General features: G+C 62.7%; 16 protein-coding genes and 2 pseudogenes. 4 read left to right on the plus strand and 14 right to left on the minus strand.

The genetic code is table 11. The features are described 5' to 3' along the window. Positions 1–14 precede the first annotated feature (14 nt). From HHL08_RS23220 to HHL08_RS23235, 4 genes are read right to left on the minus strand one after another with little or no spacing between them, the layout of a single operon-like run. A complete protein-coding gene (locus HHL08_RS23220) occupies positions 15–1277 on the minus strand; it encodes a rhodanese-like domain-containing protein (RefSeq protein ID WP_169575296.1) in 1263 nt (420 codons plus the stop codon). Beyond that, positions 1274–1900 carry a cysteine dioxygenase family protein gene (locus HHL08_RS23225; RefSeq protein ID WP_169575297.1) on the minus strand — a complete coding sequence of 209 codons (627 nt, stop codon included), beginning with the start codon at positions 1898–1900 and terminating at the stop codon, positions 1274–1276. The genes HHL08_RS23220 and HHL08_RS23225 overlap by 4 nt, the downstream gene beginning before the upstream one ends. Then, positions 1897–2679: an ABC transporter ATP-binding protein gene (locus HHL08_RS23230; protein ID WP_169575298.1), complete on the minus strand. Its 783-nt coding sequence runs from the start codon at positions 2677–2679 to the stop codon at positions 1897–1899. The genes HHL08_RS23225 and HHL08_RS23230 overlap by 4 nt, the downstream gene beginning before the upstream one ends. Positions 2680–2681: 2 nt before the next feature. Beyond that, the gene (locus HHL08_RS23235) at positions 2682–3515 is read right to left on the minus strand and encodes an ABC transporter permease (RefSeq protein ID WP_169575299.1); all 834 of its coding nucleotides are present in this window, start codon (positions 3513–3515) and stop codon (positions 2682–2684) included. A gap of 290 nt (positions 3516–3805) precedes the next feature. Between HHL08_RS23235 and HHL08_RS23240 the strand changes: the two genes are divergently transcribed. After that, complete coding sequence (locus HHL08_RS23240) at positions 3806–4642, plus strand: LysR substrate-binding domain-containing protein (protein WP_169575300.1); 837 nt, start codon at positions 3806–3808, stop codon at positions 4640–4642. Between the two features lie 21 nt (positions 4643–4663). On the opposite strand, the gene HHL08_RS23245 is transcribed toward HHL08_RS23240, so the two are convergent. The 3 genes from HHL08_RS23245 to HHL08_RS23255 are packed head-to-tail and all read right to left on the minus strand — an operon-like array spanning position 4664 to position 7795. After that, the gene (locus tag HHL08_RS23245; protein ID WP_169575301.1) at positions 4664–5611 is read right to left on the minus strand and encodes a D-isomer specific 2-hydroxyacid dehydrogenase family protein; all 948 of its coding nucleotides are present in this window, start codon (positions 5609–5611) and stop codon (positions 4664–4666) included. Between the two features lies 1 nt (position 5612). Beyond that, positions 5613–6800 (minus strand): acyl-CoA dehydrogenase family protein, encoded by a 1188-nt coding sequence (locus HHL08_RS23250; protein WP_169575302.1) that lies wholly within the window; start codon positions 6798–6800, stop codon positions 5613–5615. Between the two features lie 5 nt (positions 6801–6805). Then, complete coding sequence (locus tag HHL08_RS23255) at positions 6806–7795, minus strand: ABC transporter substrate-binding protein (protein WP_169575303.1); 990 nt, start codon at positions 7793–7795, stop codon at positions 6806–6808. A gap of 226 nt (positions 7796–8021) precedes the next feature. On the opposite strand from HHL08_RS23255, the gene HHL08_RS23260 reads away from it, so the two are divergent. Then, entirely contained in the window at positions 8022–9374 is a 1353-nt protein-coding gene (locus HHL08_RS23260; protein WP_169575304.1) for an FAD/NAD(P)-binding protein, read from the plus strand. Between the two features lie 118 nt (positions 9375–9492). Here the strand turns inward: HHL08_RS23260 and HHL08_RS23265 are convergent, their stop codons facing one another. The 6 genes and pseudogenes from HHL08_RS23265 to HHL08_RS23290 form a co-directional block, all read right to left on the minus strand. Continuing rightward, positions 9493–9738 (minus strand): hypothetical protein, encoded by a 246-nt coding sequence (locus HHL08_RS23265; protein WP_169575305.1) that lies wholly within the window; start codon positions 9736–9738, stop codon positions 9493–9495. Positions 9739–9741: 3 nt separating this feature from the next. Next, on the minus strand, positions 9742–10890 hold the full coding sequence (locus HHL08_RS23270; protein WP_235955269.1) for a glycoside hydrolase family 130 protein: 1149 nt from the start codon (positions 10888–10890) through the stop codon (positions 9742–9744). A 160-nt stretch (positions 10891–11050) separates the two neighbouring features. After that, positions 11051–13201 carry a glycosyltransferase family 4 protein gene (locus tag HHL08_RS23275; RefSeq protein WP_328804746.1) on the minus strand — a complete coding sequence of 717 codons (2151 nt, stop codon included), beginning with the start codon at positions 13199–13201 and terminating at the stop codon, positions 11051–11053. Positions 13202–13463: 262 nt separating this feature from the next. Continuing rightward, positions 13464–14588 carry a glycoside hydrolase family 130 protein gene (locus HHL08_RS23280; protein WP_169575308.1) on the minus strand — a complete coding sequence of 375 codons (1125 nt, stop codon included), beginning with the start codon at positions 14586–14588 and terminating at the stop codon, positions 13464–13466. Positions 14589–14719: 131 nt separating this feature from the next. After that, positions 14720–14959: an EAL domain-containing protein gene (locus HHL08_RS23285; RefSeq protein ID WP_169575309.1), complete on the minus strand. Its 240-nt coding sequence runs from the start codon at positions 14957–14959 to the stop codon at positions 14720–14722. A gap of 63 nt (positions 14960–15022) precedes the next feature. Next, positions 15023–15400: pseudogene (locus tag HHL08_RS23290) on the minus strand (transposase); the annotation flags it as partial. Here HHL08_RS23290 and HHL08_RS25795 point away from each other — a divergent pair. Together HHL08_RS25795 and HHL08_RS23300 are read left to right on the plus strand one after the other, a co-directional pair. Then, positions 15302–15727 (plus strand): transposase domain-containing protein, encoded by a 426-nt coding sequence (locus HHL08_RS25795; protein WP_328804748.1) that lies wholly within the window; start codon positions 15302–15304, stop codon positions 15725–15727. The pseudogene HHL08_RS23290 and the gene HHL08_RS25795 sit on opposite strands and share 99 nt — an antisense overlap. Before the next feature lie 130 nt (positions 15728–15857). Beyond that, complete coding sequence (locus HHL08_RS23300) at positions 15858–16244, plus strand: transposase (RefSeq protein ID WP_169575310.1); 387 nt, start codon at positions 15858–15860, stop codon at positions 16242–16244. 14 nt (positions 16245–16258) lie between these two features. Here the strand turns inward: HHL08_RS23300 and HHL08_RS23305 are convergent. Next, positions 16259–16615 (minus strand): annotated as a pseudogene (locus HHL08_RS23305) (hypothetical protein); the annotation flags it as partial.

A 16615-nucleotide genomic window follows, 5' to 3' on the forward strand; every position in this document is an offset into this window, starting at 1 on the left:
ATGTCTCCCGATCTTTAGATGACTATGAAGCCGTGGGTGCCGTCGCGCTCCAACTGAGCGACGAGGCCATATTCCCAGTCGAGATAGGCCTGCATGGCGGCGGCCTTATTGTCCGTGCCTTCATAGGGGCGCTTGTAGCGGCCCTCCGGCCCGCGTGCCGCAGGCGCGCCGTCCGGTCCGGTTTCCAGAGTGACAGCCGACCAGTCGACGTCGAGGATGGAGACGTCCCAGCCCAGTTGAGCGAGCCAGGAGGCGGTCATGTCCGCGCGCGGGCCGACATTGTCGGTTACGACGATGCGGGCACCGCGGACCGGAGCGTTGTGATCGGTTTCCTGCACCAACTGGCCGCCCTGCGCATTGCGGAAACCGGGCAAATGGCCGCTTTCATATTCGCGCGGCTGGCGCACGTCGTAAAGGTAGAGGGTGCGGGCCGTATCGGCCTGAAACGCGGTCAATTCGTCCCAGCCGATGCGCTTGACGCCGGCGCGATAGGCGACGTCGCGGGCATGGATGCGGGCTTCCTCGATCGCGACATCATCGACTTCGGGCGCGGCGCGGGTCTGGCCGGTTTCCAGTTGCTGGCCCGCCAGCGTCCAGCCGATCGTGCCGTTGCGAAGCGCATATACCTTGTTGGGGACGCCGGCATTGACCAGCGATTGCGCGCCGATGATCGACCGGGTGCGGCCGGCGCAGTTGACGATGATCGTGGTGTCGGGATCGGGCGCGATGGTGCGCGCCCGCAACGCCAGTTCCGCCCCCGGCACGCTGGTCCCGGTGGGGATGCTCATCGTATGATATTCTTCGTAGCGGCGGGCATCGAGAATTTTGATATCGGCCTTTTCATCGATCAACGCCTGCACATCTTCGGCGGTCAGCGAAGGCGTATCGCGGCGATGTTCGACCAGTTCGCCGAACGCCTTGGAGTAGCTGTTCACGTCCTCGAAGAGTTCGTAACCCGCGTCGCGCCATGCCGACAGGCCGCCATCCAGTTCGCGCACATCACTATAGCCTAGCGCTTCGAGGCGGATCGCCGCTTTGCGGGCGAAGCCTTCGCCATTGTCATAGACGATGATTGGCGTGGCGAGGCGCGGGATGCGCCAGCGGGCTTCCTGGTCGATGCGGCGCAGCGGGATTTGTGCGGCGAAGAGCGGGTGGCCCTGCGCAAAGTCATGTTCTTCGCGCACGTCGATGATGGCGATTTCGCTGCCGACCAGCAGGGCGTGGCGGATGTCCTGCGGCGTGGCGGTCTGAATCTTGTCCAGCGTTTGCGTAGTCATGCGGTTTTCGATCTGTCCCAGAGGTTGGGGATCACGCTGTTCGCGTAACCCGAAATGAAGGTCTTGGGCGTGCCGTCGAGCGCGTAGGTCGCGCGTTCGACCGCCCCGATATTGGCGCCATAGACATGGATGCTGACGGACGGCTGGTCGGCGAGCCCATTGGTGACGCGATGGATATCGCCAATGCGGGGGGAGACGGCGTCAACCTCGCCTTCGTGCAGCAGTTCCTCGCCCTGATCGACCAGGGCGCCGCCTGGCAGGCGACGGAAGCGTTCGACCTTTTCGATCCCGCGCAGGACGCCGACCAGACCCCAGACGCTGTGATCGTGAATGGGCGTGGACTGGCCTGGTCCCCAGACGAAGCTGACGACGCTAAACCGCTCGCGGCTGTCGCAGTGAAGCAGATATTGCTGGTAGCGATCGGGATGAGGCTGGGCGAAGGCTTCGGGCAGCCAGTCGTCGGCGGCGATCAGGCGGCTGAGCAGCGCGCGGCCGCTGTCCAATATCGCCTGCTCGTCGCGGGTGGCGGCCAACAGGTCGGCAAAGGCCGTGACGAAGCCGCGCAGGCGGCTGGTGTCGGGCACGGTATCGACCGGCCGTTCGATGGCGGCGAGCGCGTTCATTCGGCGGCGACCGCGAAGGGTACGACGCCATCGTCATGATCGTCGCCGCCCAGATGGGAGAGCAGCTTTTCACGCAGGCGGCCCGCGAAGCTGCTGCGCTCGCCGCGCGGGGCGGTGATGCGCTCTTCGGCGACGATGCGACCCCGGTCGAGCACCAGCACGCGGTCGGCCAGCGCAATCGCTTCCTCGACATCATGGGTCACGATCAGGACGGCGGGCTTGTGCTTGCGCCAGAGCGACAGCACCAGATCGTGCATCCGATAGCGGGTCAGCGCGTCGAGCGCGGCGAAGGGTTCATCCAGCAGCAACAGTTGCGGTTCGCGGACAAGTGCGCGAGCCAGCGCCACGCGCTGCGCTTCGCCCCCCGACAGGGTCAGCGGCCAGGCGTCAAGGCGATGGCCAAGGCCCACTTCCTTGAGCGCGACTTCGGCGCGGGCGCGGCCATTGTCGCCCTTCAGCCCCAGCGCCACATTCTTCCAGACCGGTTTCCAGGGGAGCAGCCGAGCGTCCTGAAAGACGACGGCGCGGGAATCAGGGACTTCCACATCCTGGTCGCGGACTTCGTCCAGGCCCGCCAGCGTGCGCAGTAGCGTGGTCTTGCCCGATCCCGAACGGCCCAGCAGGGCGATGAACTCGCCGGGCGCGATGTCGAGGTCGAGGCCGTCGATGATTGTGTTCGCGCCGAAGCGCCGGGTAAAGTCGCGCAGGCGCACGACGGGCTCGGGATGAGGCTGATGAACAGCGCTATCGACCGTGGAAAAACCGAGGCGAGCGTCCATGCTTATTGCTCCACTATGCTGGGGCGCCAGATCAGGGCGCGGGCTTCGATCGTGCGGACCAGCCAGTCGGCGCCAAGGCCGAGGATGGCGTAGACCATGAGGCAGACGACGATGATGTCGGTGCGCATGAAATCGCGAGCATTGTTGATGAGATAGCCAAGGCCGGCCGAGGCGTTGATTTGTTCGGCGACGACCAGCACCAGGATCGACACCGACAGGGCGTAGCGCAACCCGACCAGCAGCGAGGGCAGCGCCGAAGGCAGGATGACATGCCAGATCTGCTCCCAACGGCTCAGGCCGAAACTTTTGGCCGCGTCGAGCAGGCGCAGGTCGACGCTGCGGATGCCGCTGTAGAGGTTGAGATAGACCGGGAAGATGGTGCCGAAGGCGATGAGCGCGACCTTGGGCGTTTCGCCGATGCCGAACCAGACGATGAAGAGCGGGGTGAGCGCCAGCGCGGGTATGGTGCGCTTGATCTGCATGAGCGGATCGACCGCCAGTTCGCCGGACCGGGACAGGCCTGCGACGAGGCCGAGGCCAAGGCCCAGGCCCACGCCGATCAGCAGGCCGACGGCGACGCGAGCGAAGGACACAAGGAGATTGGAGGGCAGTTCGCCAGAAATCACCATCTCCAATAGCGTACCCAGCACGGCGGACGGTGCGGCCAGCGTGCGTTCGGGGATCAGGCCAAGGCGCGATCCCGCTTCCCACAGCAGCAGCAGCAGGACTGGCGACAGCCAACGGCCGCCGAAGCGCGAAAGCGAGAAGGGGCGCGGTGCCGAAGCCGATCGGCTCCGCCTTGCCCGCGATGTGTCATTGATCGTCAAAACCGCCATGTCCGGCCCTTTATGTAACTGCGGACAAGCCCAACATGAATTGTCTACCAATTCAATTAAGTTTTTCTAGGCGGACCTATCAGCGTTCATCATAGGTCGCCTTTCGTCGCCATTGCGGGGCGGATCAGCGCCGATATGGCGGTTTGTCGTGGCACCTTTCATTCTGGCGTAGTTTTTCCTCGGCCGGACAAATCTCTACTATTTTGATTGATATATAGGCATCGGCAATAACAGGTCTTCCGTTTCCGACGTCGGATCGGCTTCCCATCTTTCCATCCAAGGGGTTCATCGTGCCGGTCAATCTACCGACCAATTTGCTGCGCAGCTTCGTCGCCATCGTCGACACCGGGTCGATGCTGAATGCGTCGGAACAGGTGTTCGTGACGCAATCTGCGCTCAGCCTTCAGATCAAACGGCTGGAGGAACTGGTGCAGCAGACGCTGTTCCTGCGCGAAGGGCGGCGGCTGAACCTGACGTCAGCGGGGACCGTGCTGCTCGATTATGCGCGGCGTGTGCTGCTGCTGCATGACGAGGCGGTCGCCGCGGTCAGCGCCGGGCGCTTTGCCGGACCGGCGCGGATCGGCATGGTGCAGGATTTCGCTGATACGCTGCTGACGGGCCTGTTGTCGCGCTTTTCCGAATTGCATCCCGACGCGCAAATCTATGCGCGCGTAGCTGGAACCGCCGAATTGCAGGCGCTGCTAGAACGGCGAGAACTGGACATCGTGCTGGGCTTTGCCGCGCCCAATGACGCCCATGCGGTGACGGTCGCGCCGATGAGCTGGTATGGCGAGACGGTGCTGGCCGATCGCGAAGTGATCCCGCTGGCGGTGCTGGAGGAGCCGTGCCGTTTCCGCGAGGCTGCGATCCGGGCGCTGGAAGATGCCGGGCTGCAATGGCGGATAACGGTGGAAACGCCCAATCTTGCGACGCTCAAGGCCGCCGTCGGTGCGGGCCTGGGCATCACCTGCCGCACCCATTTGTTTCTGGAGAACAGCGCGGCGCTGGAGCATGAGCGCCTGCCGCCCCTGCCGCGCGTAGCGGCGATCCTGCGGTCGGGCGACAAATTGGACAAGGCGGCGCAGAGACTGGCCGAACTGGCGCGGGAAACGGTCGAGGCGCTCTGACCGGTTCCCGCGCCCGGCCCGTCAGTAGCCGCGCACAGGATCCACGATGTCGCTGGGCGCTTCGCCGCGGGCGAAGCGGGAGATGTCGTCACGCACTTTTTCCAGCAGCCGATGCCGCACCAGCGTGTGATTGCTGGAAACATGCGGCGTCAATCGCACGCGCGGATGGGTGTAGAGCAGATGGCCTTCGGGCAAGGGTTCGGGATCGGTGACGTCCAACGTCGCGAAGCCGGGACCGCCGGCCCCATCCAGCGCGTCGATCAAGGCGTCCTGATCGATCACCGATCCGCGCGCGACGTTGATGATATGAGCGCCGGGCTTGACCTTGGCGAGCAGCGCCGCGTCGAACAGATGATAGGTTTGCGGCGTGGCCGGCACGGCGACGATGATATGGTCCGCACGCGCAACCAGCGTTTCGATATCGCCGACATGCTCCACGCCGCTGATTCCCGATTGGGCGCCGGTGCGGCGCAGACCGACGACCTGCGCGCCCAGCGCCAGGCCGCGTCGCGCCACCGCCTGCCCGATCGCGCCCAGGCCGACGATGCCGATCGTGGTGCCCGATACCCGGCCCAATGGCACGTTGATCCATTCCGCCCGCGAGCGGGCGGTGATCGCCTCCAGATTCTTGGCATGGGCGTAGATGGCGGCGATCACATAATCGGCGATCTCGTCCGATGCGACGCCGCGGCCGCAAGTGACGAGCGGCGCGTCGAGCAGCCAGGAGGGATAGAAATCGATCCCTGCCGATGCGCTATACACCCATTTCAGCCGCCCCGGCCAAACGGGTGGACGTGAAGCGGATCGTTGGCGCCAGGCAGGTGAAGGGCGCACCAGCAGTAGATCCGCCTCCGCCGCAGCGCTCCACGGTTCGTCGTCTTCGACGTCGATCAATATGGGCGCGATAGGATGCTGCCGAAGGCCGCGGTTGAAATCTGCGTCAAGTTGGCTTGCAATGATGAGCGACATGTCAGTTGCCAAGCGCCGCCCGACCGGCGGCGATCAATATGGTGTCGGTTTGCGGCGAGTGGATGCGACTGCACAGCACGTCGCGATAATGGCGTTCGAGCGGGTTTTTCCGGCTGATGCCGGGATTGCCCGTGAGTTCCAGCCCGATCTCCACCGCCCGAATGGCGTTGCCGGTCGTGAGATATTTGATATTGTTCACCTCCACCGCGCTGGGCGGATCGCCCGCATCATAACGCGCGGCGGCATCGCGGATCAGGGTGCGGTTGACCTGCAACAGCGTCTCGATCTCGCCGAATTTCTCCTGCACGCGCGGCAGGGTGGCGAGCGAAGCGCCCAGATTGGTGGGCACCCGGTCGTTGAGATAGGCACGCAACCAGTCCCGCGCCGCCCGCGCGACACCGTCATAGATGGTCGAGATGGCCAGCGCATTCCAGATGGCGAGGCTGGGATCACCGGCACCGGCCGCCCATTGGTCGGGGCGGCGAATATCGACCGCATGGTCGAGCGGCGTCGGCGTGTCGGCGAAATGCACCGCGTGGCTGACGGTGGCGCGCATCCCCAGATGGTCCCAGACCGGCTCGATATCGATGCCGGCACTATCGGCGCGGACCAGGAAATTGCCGACGCGCGGTTCCGTTTCATCCGTCTTCGCCCAGACCGAAAACCAGTCGAGCCCGGTCGATCCGGTCGAATAGATTTTCGTGCCGCTGATCGCCCAGCCATCGGCGGTGCGTCGGGCGACCGTCGCGGGCAGGCCGCCGCGCACCGGCGTGCCCAGTTCCGGTTCCACCCGCAGGCCGCCGATCAGGCCCCTGCCCGCCACCGCATCGCGCGCCAGCCGCTCGTAGATCGCCTGCGGCCAATTGCGCGCACGCGCCGGAGTGGCGTGATAATGATAGGTCATGAACAGGATGAGCGCGGTCGACGGCTCCCCCTTCGCCACCGCGGCCAGCACGCGGATCGCTTCGCCGAGACCCGCGCCGCGACCGCCCAGATCGCGCGGCACGGTCAGGCCGATCAACCCTTCGCTGGCGAGCAGGTCAAAATTGGCGCGGGGAAATTCGCCGCTACGGTCATAATGTTCCGCAGTTTCGGCCAATCGCCGGGTCAGCCGGTCGAGTTGCTCCGCACTGACGGACCCGGCCGAAGCGGCTGGCGCGTCGTCGCGTTGAATTGCCTGGGTGGCCATGATGTTCAGCCTCTCTTGGGAATGTCGGCGTTGAAACGGGCATCCCATAGCGGGCGCACATCGACCGCCTTGGGCAGCAATTTCTGCCGATAGAAAAGATCCGCGACCTGTTGCTGCGAAGCGATCGCCGCAGCCGTGACCGGGCGCAGTTCATAGGTGGCGCTCTTGCGCTTGAACTGATCGACTACATAGTCGCGGGGAACACCGATATCCTGGGCGATGATCGTCGCCCATTCATCCTGATGGGCAGCCGCCCAGCCATAGGCTTTCTGCACCAGCGCCAGATAATCGCCGATCAGCCTGGCCTTGTCGGGATCGGCCAGCGCATCGACATGGGCCGACACCAGATAATTGCCCGACAATATGCCATAGGCGGTCTTGAGGATGCGCGCGCCCTCCGTCGCCATGGCGCGCTGGATCGGGAAGCCGTAGATCGCCCAGGCATCCAGTGCGCCCTGCGAGAAGGCCGCCGCGCCATCGGACACGCCCATCGCGACCGGGGTGATGTCGTCCCAGCTGAGGCCGACTTCCTCCAACATGCGGATCAGGAAATATTGCGAGGTGGTGGCGCGGACATAACCCACGCGCTTGCCTTTGAGATCGGCGATGGTCTTCGCCTTGGACCCCTTCGGCACTAGCACGACCTGGTTGTTGACGTCGCCATGGGCGACCGCGATCTGGCGGAAACTCTGGATAGTCGAGGCGGCCGCAAAGATCGGCGGGATTTCGCTCATCCCGCCATAGTCGAGCGAGCCGCCGTTGAGCGCCTCCACGACCAGATGGCCGGACTGGAACTCGCTATAAACGAGGTCGAAGCCTTCGGGCTTGATACCGGCCGCCTTGAACAGCAGGCGCGTGTCGCCCTCGCCCTTGCCGGTTACGGACACGCGCAATTTGGGTCGACCACTCCCGGCCGCGCCGCATCCCGCCAACAATAGGCAGGACACCGCTCCGGTGCCGATGAAGGCCCGCCGCGACAGCCGATCAACGGCCATGCGCACCTTCTGACGCTGGATTAGCCCGGCGTTCGAACAGGATCACATTGGGATCGCGCAGAAATTCGCGCCGCGCCACTTTGCGCAAGCGCGTCCAGCGTGGGCCGAGGGAACGTAACAGGCGCATGGTCGTCCTTCCATTGATGCACTTATCTCTTTATCTATTTCAACAGTAGAGATATGTCCCACAAGCAATGTTGAGCGAACCATTAGAAATGCTTGATCCATGCTGAAGGTCGATCATATCGCCATCATCGGCGGCGGCTTCAGCGGCGTGCTGCTGGCGATCAACCTGTTGCGGCACGGCAATGTGCGGGTGACGCTGATCGAACGGCGGCCCGACCGGCTGGGCCGCGGCCTGGCCTATGGCGCGGCGCAGGCGGACCATATCCTCAATGTCCGCGCCGCCAATATGAGCGCGCTGCCCGACCAGCCCGGCCATTTCGTCGACTGGCTGACGGCGCAGGGGCTGGGCCAGGAAGGCAGTTTCGCCACCCGGCGCGACTATGGCGCCTATCTATGCGCGATGCTGGATGCCGCGCGCGCAGCAGCGGGTGACCGAATCAGTATTGTGAGTGACGAAGCGATCGACCTGGTCGTGGCGGATGAGGGCGCTTCCGTTGCGCTGCGGTCGGGCGCGCCCCTTGCGGCGGACGTCGCCGTGATCGCGCCGGGCAACCTGCCGCCGCACGACTTGCCGGCCTTCGTCGGCCTCGATCGCCGCGCTTATGTCGATGATCCCTGGGCGGCGGACATCGGCGCGGCGTTGGGGAGCGACGACACGCTGTTGCTGCTGGGCAGCGGATTGACCGCCATCGATTGTGCGCTGAGCCTCGACAGCGCGGGGTTCCGGGGCAAGATGATTGCTCTGTCGCGCCGTGGCCTCACCCCGCACGCCCATGCCCCCGCTCCGCCCTATGCCGTGCGGCGCGAACGGCCCGCCGGGTCCGCTTCCGCGCTGTTGCACGGCGTCCGTGAACGGGCGGCGGCAATCGGCTGGCGCAATGCGGTGGACGAATTGCGGCCCTTCTCCGCCGATATGTGGCGCGCCGCGAGCGCTGCCGAACGCAGCCGTTTCCTGCGTCACCTGCGCCCCTATTGGGACGTGCATCGCCACCGGGTCGCGCCGCAGGTCGCCGAGCGACTGGATGGGCTGCGCGCGCAAGGGCGACTGACGGTGCGCGCGGCGAAGGTCACGACGGCGATCCCCGATGGCGACGGCCTGATCGTAGGTCTGCGCCCGCGCGGCGCGATGGATAGCGAGACACTGAACGTGGCGCGGGTGGTCAACTGTACCGGACCGCTTGGCGACTTGCGCCGCGTGACCGATCCGCTGCTGCGCAACCTGTTCGACCGCGGCGACATCCGGCCCGATCCGCTGGCCATCGGCATCGACGTCGATCGCCAATGCCATGCCATCGCCGCCGACGGCCGCGCGCAGCCCCGGCTGCATGTCGTGGGGCCGATGACGCGGGGCGCGCATTGGGAAATCGTCGCCGTGCCGGACATCAGGCGACAGGTCTGGGCGCTCGCCCGCGAGATCAGCAGCGCCCATTGGGTCGAGGCTGAGGGGCTGTAGCAAAGACTGAACGATTGCGACGCCGTCATATGTTCAGGCGCTGCACGGATCGCACCCGCCCATAAGGGTAGCCACCATAGCATCGGCGATTTGCGACGTGGATAGCGCGCCATTGGGTTCATCCCAGCGCTCCAGCCAGTGTAAAGGCGGTGATCTTCACATCGATTGGCGCGATGGAAGCATCCGCGACCGCGTCTTGCAGCATATCGGCCAGTTCGCCGAACAAGGGAATGATTTCGGCGACACCGGAAAGGTTCGTATCGTTTTGTTCAACATCGTCTCGATATTCAGAGGCGTCCGGCCGACTAACGCAGGTAAAGACGAAATATTCGTCAGCCCAAGATATTTGCCTCGCCGCCGCCATCCGTCAATTCATCAAGGACAGCATCTCGGCGATCGGGATGAACGCGAACGCGACCGAACTGTCGGCCACGCCATAGGGCAGGAAGATCATCCTACCAATGCGCGTCGCCCCACAGGTATAGACGACATTGGGGACATAGCCCTCCCGCTCGCTATCTATTGCAGCCAATATGGGATCGACCGAACGGCGCAGAACTCTCGAGGGATCGGTCTTATCGAGCAGTACTGCGCCGATGGAATATTCCCGCATCGCGCCGACACCGTGGGTCAGGAGCAACCAGCCCTCATCAATCTCGATTGGCGAACCGCAATTGCCGATCTGGACAAGCTCCCACAGATAGTGCGGCATCAGGATTTTCTCTCCTTCGCCCCAATCCGTCAGGCTGTCAGACTGGATCAGATAGAGATTCTCGCCATCCTGCCGACCGATCATCATGTAGCGGCCGTTCACTTTGCGCGGGAACAAGGCCATGCCTTTGTTGCGGGCTGCGCTGCCCGTCAGCGGATACATGCCGAAGCTTCGGAAATCGGTTGTGCGCATCATCTCCGACTGGATTTGTCGGCCATTATAGGCGGTGTAGGTGCCGAGCCATTCGACCGACCCGTCGTCGTGGACGAACCGAACCAGGCGAAGATCTTCCAGACCGTTCGCCTGCGCGGCGGTGATTGGAAATATCACCGTCCCTGATAATGTGCTGTCGGGGTGGCGGAAGATCGTCACGGGTCCGGACTGTTCACGTTCCTCGTCGCCCTTCGCGTCTGCCGCAGTCGCAAAGGGCGGTTCGGGTGCCAACTGCAAGTCGCCGCGCTCCGAGATGATGCCCTCCCGAAAGGCGATCGAACTGATATGGCCCTCGCCCACGGCGCGCAGCGAAATGACGATACGCTGGCAGCCTTCTGCCAACCCGCTCTGGTCGGGATGGGGCACGACACTGGGATTCATCAAGGCCGCAGCAGCATAGCTATATTCGTGACAGAAATAGGCGCCGATCAATTGGCAGCGCGCATCGCTGATACCCCGGTCGTCCAGTTTCAACAGCCTGGCGATCTCGGCGAAGCGGGTCATGAACACCCGTCGGGTCTGCCAATGGCGCGCTTCGAACCCGATGAGGACATGGGTGAGTTGCGCATTCACCTCGGCTTCGGGGAGCATCAGGACGGCCTCCGTGATCCGCTGAGTACGGCTGGGCGCACCACCCTGTGTCTGCCACCCAAGATGAAAGGGTCGCACGACGACACGCTTCGCATCAGCTGTCAAACGAAGTGGCAGCGCGTCAATCTTCTGCAAAACAATGTCCTGTGCGGCCAGCGGATCAGGCGAAAGCGATCGGTACGCCCGTCGCTCCCCCTTGTGCCACGTCCGCGAGGCGTTGGGAAAGCCTCATCATGGCGCAGGATGCCAGTTGCAGCGCGATAAGCGATTCCGCGCCCTGGTTGCGATTGGGACCAAGGGGGGTCAGCCCGTCAAAGCAGCCTCCACCCGCGGGCGTCGCGAGCGGGGTGTCCAGGTCGTTCTGGCCCAGGAACCAGCGATAGGCGGTTTCCGCCTGGACTACCCATCTTTTGTCAGGATCGACATCCCACGCGGCGACTGCGGCGTCAATGGTCGCCTGTGCCTCCAGCGGCTGCTGGTCGTAGGGCAAGGGTGGCTTGTGACTGCGGCCGAAACTTTCCGACCCCACAGGACGGAAATAGCCCTCGGGCGTCCTCTGCCTGTCGCCTATCCATTCCAGCGAAATCAAACCGCGTTCAATCAGGTCCGCTCGTCCAAGGTGCCTCCCGGCGACGAGCAGAGCTTCCGGCAGCCGTGCATTGTCATAGGCAAGTACCCTCTCGAACCATGTCCAGCCGGGACGGCTGGCTGCGTCGAGAAGCGCGGCAATATGATCGGCAAATCTTGCCATCACGATAGAGATACGACTGTGATCTGGATCGGTATCTAAAATGGCACCTGCGCCAAGAATGACGAAGGCCTGCGCGCGCGGCGAGGTGACCGAAGCCATGGGACCGACGGCCGCTTCAAATAGATGCGCTGCCCATTCGCGATGCGCGGCAGAAGGGGCGTCGCGCACGGTGACACCCAATGCCCATAGGGCGCGTCCACAGCTATCTTCAGATCCTTCTTCCTCGCACCAGCGCCGGTCGAAGCCCATGAAATTGCGGAACCGGCCACGATCCGGATTCCAGGCATGCTGAACAAAGCTGGCATAAGTGGTCATCCACTTGTCCCGAAGACCCTCGTCCATAGACTCAATCTGGGCCATCAGGATCAGAGCCCGGGCATTGTCGTCGATGCAATAGCCATGACGACGGTCCGGGATGGTGAGGATACCATGTTGAAATATGCCAGTCGCATCGCTCATTCGCAGGACGGCGGAAGGATCGGGCGGAAGGACGGCATAGCTGCGGCGCGGGCTTTGGCGATCCGGATGCGCGAAGATGGCGGCGATCATCAGATTGCCGACGTTGCGCGCCAATTCGCTCCAGATCATCTTGCGCCCATAGGCATAGGCGCGCGCCGCATAGCCGCGCAACAACGCCTCGTCCGACAATAAGGCTATGATCTGCATGGACAAGGCACCCGCATCCTGGAACGGCACGACGACACCGCGGTCTTCCGACAGGATTTCCTGTGCCTGAACATAGGGTGTCGAGAGCACGGGCTTGCCCATGCCGATCGCGTAGCTGAGCGTGCCCGAAACAATCTGCGCAGGATTGACATAGGGGGTGACGTAGATGTCGGCCGCCTGAAGCGTGTCGAGTAATTCCTCCTGTTCGACGTAGCGGTCGATGAAGCGAACCTGATTGCCAACGCCCAGCTCCTGCGCCAGCGCGGCGAGCCCCTCGCGCATGCTCTCTCCGCGCTCGCGAATAAGGTTCGGGTGGGTCGCGCCCAAGACGACATACAGCGCGTCAGGATGCGCTTCGACGATGGCGGGCATAGCCCGGATCATGTGATCGATACCCTTGTCAGGCGCGAGCAGGCCGAAGGTAAGGATGATCCGATGCCCTTCCCAGCCAAAGCTGGACTTCATCGCGGGAGGATCGACATAGGGCCGGTCAGGCACGCCATGGGGGATGACTGCTATTGCGGCGTCATCCAGCCCATAGGTTTCAATCAGGAGGGTTCGCCCCTGCCCCGCCATGACCATGACCTTGCTTGCCCGCCGCAGAAGGGCGGCCATGACGCGGTGCTCGTCCGGGCTAGCTTTCTCGGAAATCGTATGGAGCGTGAGGACCAGAGGCAACCGGGTCCGCTCAAGCAGGTGCAGAATCATGTCTCCCGCCGCGCCGCCAAATATCCCGAACTCATGCTGGAGCCAGATCGCCTGCGCGCCGCTATCCTCGATCCGACATGCGGCCTCGGCATAAGCCGCGCGATCGTCTCTCACGATTGCATGGATGCCGTCAGGATAAACGATCCCATCGGCACCATCATCCATAGCATAGCTGTCTATGCGCATGGTAGGAAAAGCAGCAAGCAAAGCATCATGGCAGTGTGTTGTAAAAGTCGCAATACCACAGCGACGGGGCATTGAGTTGCCGATAAGAGCGATATGCTGAGGCGCCGGAACGGAGGCAAGCGAATCCAAAGGACTATGCTTCATCAACTGTTATCCTGCTGGACCGCTTCGCGCCGCGCGCGAAAGACACGGATAACTATTTTAACGCATAAAGACGTTTTTAGTTGCAGACACTCAACCTGATGCGAACTTGATAAATACTTCAGAATGCACCGAAGCGGCCGTGTGGAATATGGGTTATCCGGCACGCGAGGTCCGCTTCACCGGACGCTATGATATAGTGATCGCCCGCGTCGGCGATGCCTGTGGTGAACACGATATCGTGCAGATATATCTGGTGCGCCAGCGGCTGCGTGAGCAAAGGCGCCGGTTCGAGCAGAGGCCGGTGGTCGGTCCGCACGACCTGGCTCGGATCGTCGCGATCCAGGATAGACCAGTAGGTGCGGTAGATGCCAACGCCATCATTGGGCTCGACCCCATGCCAAAGGCTCAGCCAGCCTTCGTCCGTCAGGATCGGCGGCGCCCCGCCCCCGATGCGCGCTGTCGCCTCGGTATCGGCATGGGGGCGAATGCCGGGTCGATCATGAGGCTTCCAGTGCAGTCCGTCGGGCGATGTCGCAAGGTTGATGGAAGGCCCGGCGCGCCATGGGCTGCCGGGCGGGTAGGCGAAATACAGGTAGCCCAATGGCCTCGTGAGCGCCCAATAACGACCAGCGATCAGTCCTTCGAACAACAGCATGTCCTTGTTCTGATGATCGAGTACGAGCCCCTCACAATGCCAATCGAACGCATCGCGGGAGGTGTAGAGGGTCGTTGCATGACGCTCGGGGCTGACCGAGCAGGTCGTCATCCAGTATCGGCCACCGATCCGGCTTATGCGGGCATCCTCGATGCCATAGCATTGGTTGTCCGCCGCAGGCGCTATAGCGCGGTCATAATGCCAGGCGACGACCTCCAATCCGTCGGGCGACAGTTCCACCGGCAGCAGCCAGGACAAGGAGGTCAGACCATTCACGGTCCAGTGTTGGCCCTTCAACATGAACTGGCGTGGGTCGGAAGTATCGACCGCGTCAAGCGGCCAGGCGTCCAGCACATAGCGGCCCGCCTCCCAGCGGATCGCGCGGATCATGTCGCCTTCGATCGGCGCGGACAGCGCTTCGGCGATCCGCACCATGAGCAGCAGATTGCCGTTGGAAAGCCGCGTCATGCCTGGATTAAATGCGCCCAGAACGAAGGTGTCAGCCTCCAGCGTCGATCGCAGCGGCGATCGGGCGAGATCGATATCCTCAGGTATGACGATCAGGCGATCAACGGGATATTGAGCCATCTATCCATCTCCAAATAGGTTCTGACGGCGGCTCGAATTTTCCGGCCGCCCGGCAGATGATCCTGGATTGAACGCATGGGTCGCCCGATCGGCCTATCGTTCGCTCGCGACTGCAACGCTCGCTTGAGACGCTACCGATGCGCCACTCGCTTGGCGCTTGCTACAAGAACACGCGCTGCGGCTGCACTTAAAGGTCGGCTCAGCAGATAGCCCTGCAAGCGTTCGCACCCAAGGCCGACGAGAATGGCGCGTTGCCGCTCGCGTTCCACCTTCTCGGCCGTCGCGGGCAGGCCTATAGCGGCGCAAAGCTGCAATATGCCCTGAACCAGGCGTCGCGCCTTCGGCGAGAGCTTGCTGCGCGTCTCGTGCATCCAGCCCTCCAGTTTTGATCTGCCCCCACCGAGTGGACCGATTGGTTTGTTAGTGCATTAGCTCATCGCGATATAGCCCGACGCGCGCAGCGCTGCATCAAAGCGGTCGAACAGCGCGTGGATTACACCAGCCCGAGTGAGCTTCTCGCGAAATAACCAGATCTTGCGGGCATCGGGCACCCGGTCCGAAAGGCCAAGGTTCAGGAAGCGCATGAACGACAACCGGTCATTGATCAGGAACTCGGTCCGCTCATCCGAGAGGTTGTCCGCTGACTGGATTACCAAAATCTTGAACATCAGGACCGGATCGAACGGCGGCCTGCCGCCCTGAGCGCCATCGTCATAGCCCAGCGTAGCGACCAGGTCCGAGCGGAACATCTCGAAATCCACCGCCCGGCCAAAACCCTCAAGTTGATCACCCAGGCCGCTCAGCCGCGCCAGCCGATCATCGACGTCGAAAAATCCAGGGTGACCCATCAATGGATCGAGCTGGACAACGACACCATCGAGCGATCAATCAGGCCGCTTACCCTCCAGCGTAAACATGCCCCGTTCACAGGTCATGATCTGGGCGCCGAAAACTGGGCGACCTTCGCCAGCCTCATCGAAACCTGCAAGCTGGGCGGCATCAACCCCCAGGCTTACCTAACCGATGTCCTCGCCCGCATCATCCTGCTCGGCGATGCAGATCCGATCAATGATCTGCTCCCCTACAACCGGGTAGATAGTCGCCCCGCTGCCAGCGCCATTATCGATCACGCCGCCTGAATGCTGCCGAGTGGGGGTGTTTTAGCGCTTACTATCTCACTGTGAGTATGACCAATCATACGACTGATCATTGCCGGGCACCCTCGATCTTACAAGGCGGCCCCCATCGGAGGCGTACTCAAAAGGCGGCTTGAGCACCAATGTTCATGCCACCACCGATGCGGCCGCCAATCCCGTCCGCTTCATTCTGACCGGCAGTGAACGTAATGACATCACCCAGATTGAGGGGCTGCTCGAAGGTCTGACGGCAGGCCACTTGCTGGCCGACAAGGGCTACGATGGCCAATGCGCTATGGACGCAATCGCAGCGGAAGGAGCAAAACCGGTCGTCCTGCGTCGAACCATAACCATCAGTCGGCGTAGCTTCGATGCTGCAATCTACAAAGACCGCAACTTGACCGAGCGCTTCTTTAGCAAGATCAAATATTTCCGCCGCATCGCCACCCAATATGACAAATTCGCAAGAAACTGCGCTGGCTTTCTCAATCTCGTTGCCACATTCAAATGCTGCCTCTGAATGTCAAACGCCGCTTAGGCTGGTTCGGCATTATTATAATAAGAAGAATATTTCTTATTATAATAGTAATAGGCACCCACCGACTGAGACGAGGTGTCGACCATTGTGAACAGCGCGCCGACCAAATTAGCGCCATCGGATTTGAGCCATGATGCGGCTGAACTGACCGCCTGAGTCGGCGTCGAGTCCCACTTGATCGCCAATACCACGGCATCGGCAAGCGCCGCGAGGAAACGACCGTCAGCAAGACTGTAGAGGGCGGTGACAAACCAGGCCAATGGAACGCCAGCGATTTGCTGAGCGTGGCGGTTTAAAAACCAGCCATCGGATAGGTTGCTCCTTTTAAGGGGGGTGGCCGGGGATGTTTGCCG

Origin of the sequence: Sphingobium psychrophilum, assembly GCF_012927105.1 — a bacterium.
Classification (GTDB): domain Bacteria; phylum Pseudomonadota; class Alphaproteobacteria; order Sphingomonadales; family Sphingomonadaceae; genus Sphingobium; species Sphingobium psychrophilum.

Excerpts from the sequence above, each read along its gene's own strand:
- HHL08_RS23220 (WP_169575296.1), bottom strand. The coding sequence starts at position 1,277 with ATGACTACGCAAACGCTGGACAAGATTCAGACCGCCACGCCGCAGGAC.
- HHL08_RS23225 (WP_169575297.1), bottom strand. The coding sequence starts at position 1,900 with ATGAACGCGCTCGCCGCCATCGAACGGCCGGTCGATACCGTGCCCGAC.
- HHL08_RS23230 (WP_169575298.1), bottom strand. The coding sequence starts at position 2,679 with ATGGACGCTCGCCTCGGTTTTTCCACGGTCGATAGCGCTGTTCATCAG.
- HHL08_RS23235 (WP_169575299.1), bottom strand. The coding sequence starts at position 3,515 with ATGGCGGTTTTGACGATCAATGACACATCGCGGGCAAGGCGGAGCCGA.
- HHL08_RS23245 (WP_169575301.1), bottom strand. The coding sequence starts at position 5,611 with ATGTCGCTCATCATTGCAAGCCAACTTGACGCAGATTTCAACCGCGGC.
- HHL08_RS23250 (WP_169575302.1), bottom strand. The coding sequence starts at position 6,800 with ATGGCCACCCAGGCAATTCAACGCGACGACGCGCCAGCCGCTTCGGCC.
- HHL08_RS23255 (WP_169575303.1), bottom strand. The coding sequence starts at position 7,795 with ATGGCCGTTGATCGGCTGTCGCGGCGGGCCTTCATCGGCACCGGAGCG.
- HHL08_RS23260 (WP_169575304.1), top strand. The coding sequence starts at position 8,022 with ATGCTGAAGGTCGATCATATCGCCATCATCGGCGGCGGCTTCAGCGGC.
- HHL08_RS23265 (WP_169575305.1), bottom strand. The coding sequence starts at position 9,738 with ATGGCGGCGGCGAGGCAAATATCTTGGGCTGACGAATATTTCGTCTTT.
- HHL08_RS23270 (WP_235955269.1), bottom strand. The coding sequence starts at position 10,890 with ATGCTCCCCGAAGCCGAGGTGAATGCGCAACTCACCCATGTCCTCATC.
- HHL08_RS23275 (WP_328804746.1), bottom strand. The coding sequence starts at position 13,201 with ATGCGCATAGACAGCTATGCTATGGATGATGGTGCCGATGGGATCGTT.
- HHL08_RS23280 (WP_169575308.1), bottom strand. The coding sequence starts at position 14,588 with ATGGCTCAATATCCCGTTGATCGCCTGATCGTCATACCTGAGGATATC.
- HHL08_RS23285 (WP_169575309.1), bottom strand. The coding sequence starts at position 14,959 with ATGCACGAGACGCGCAGCAAGCTCTCGCCGAAGGCGCGACGCCTGGTT.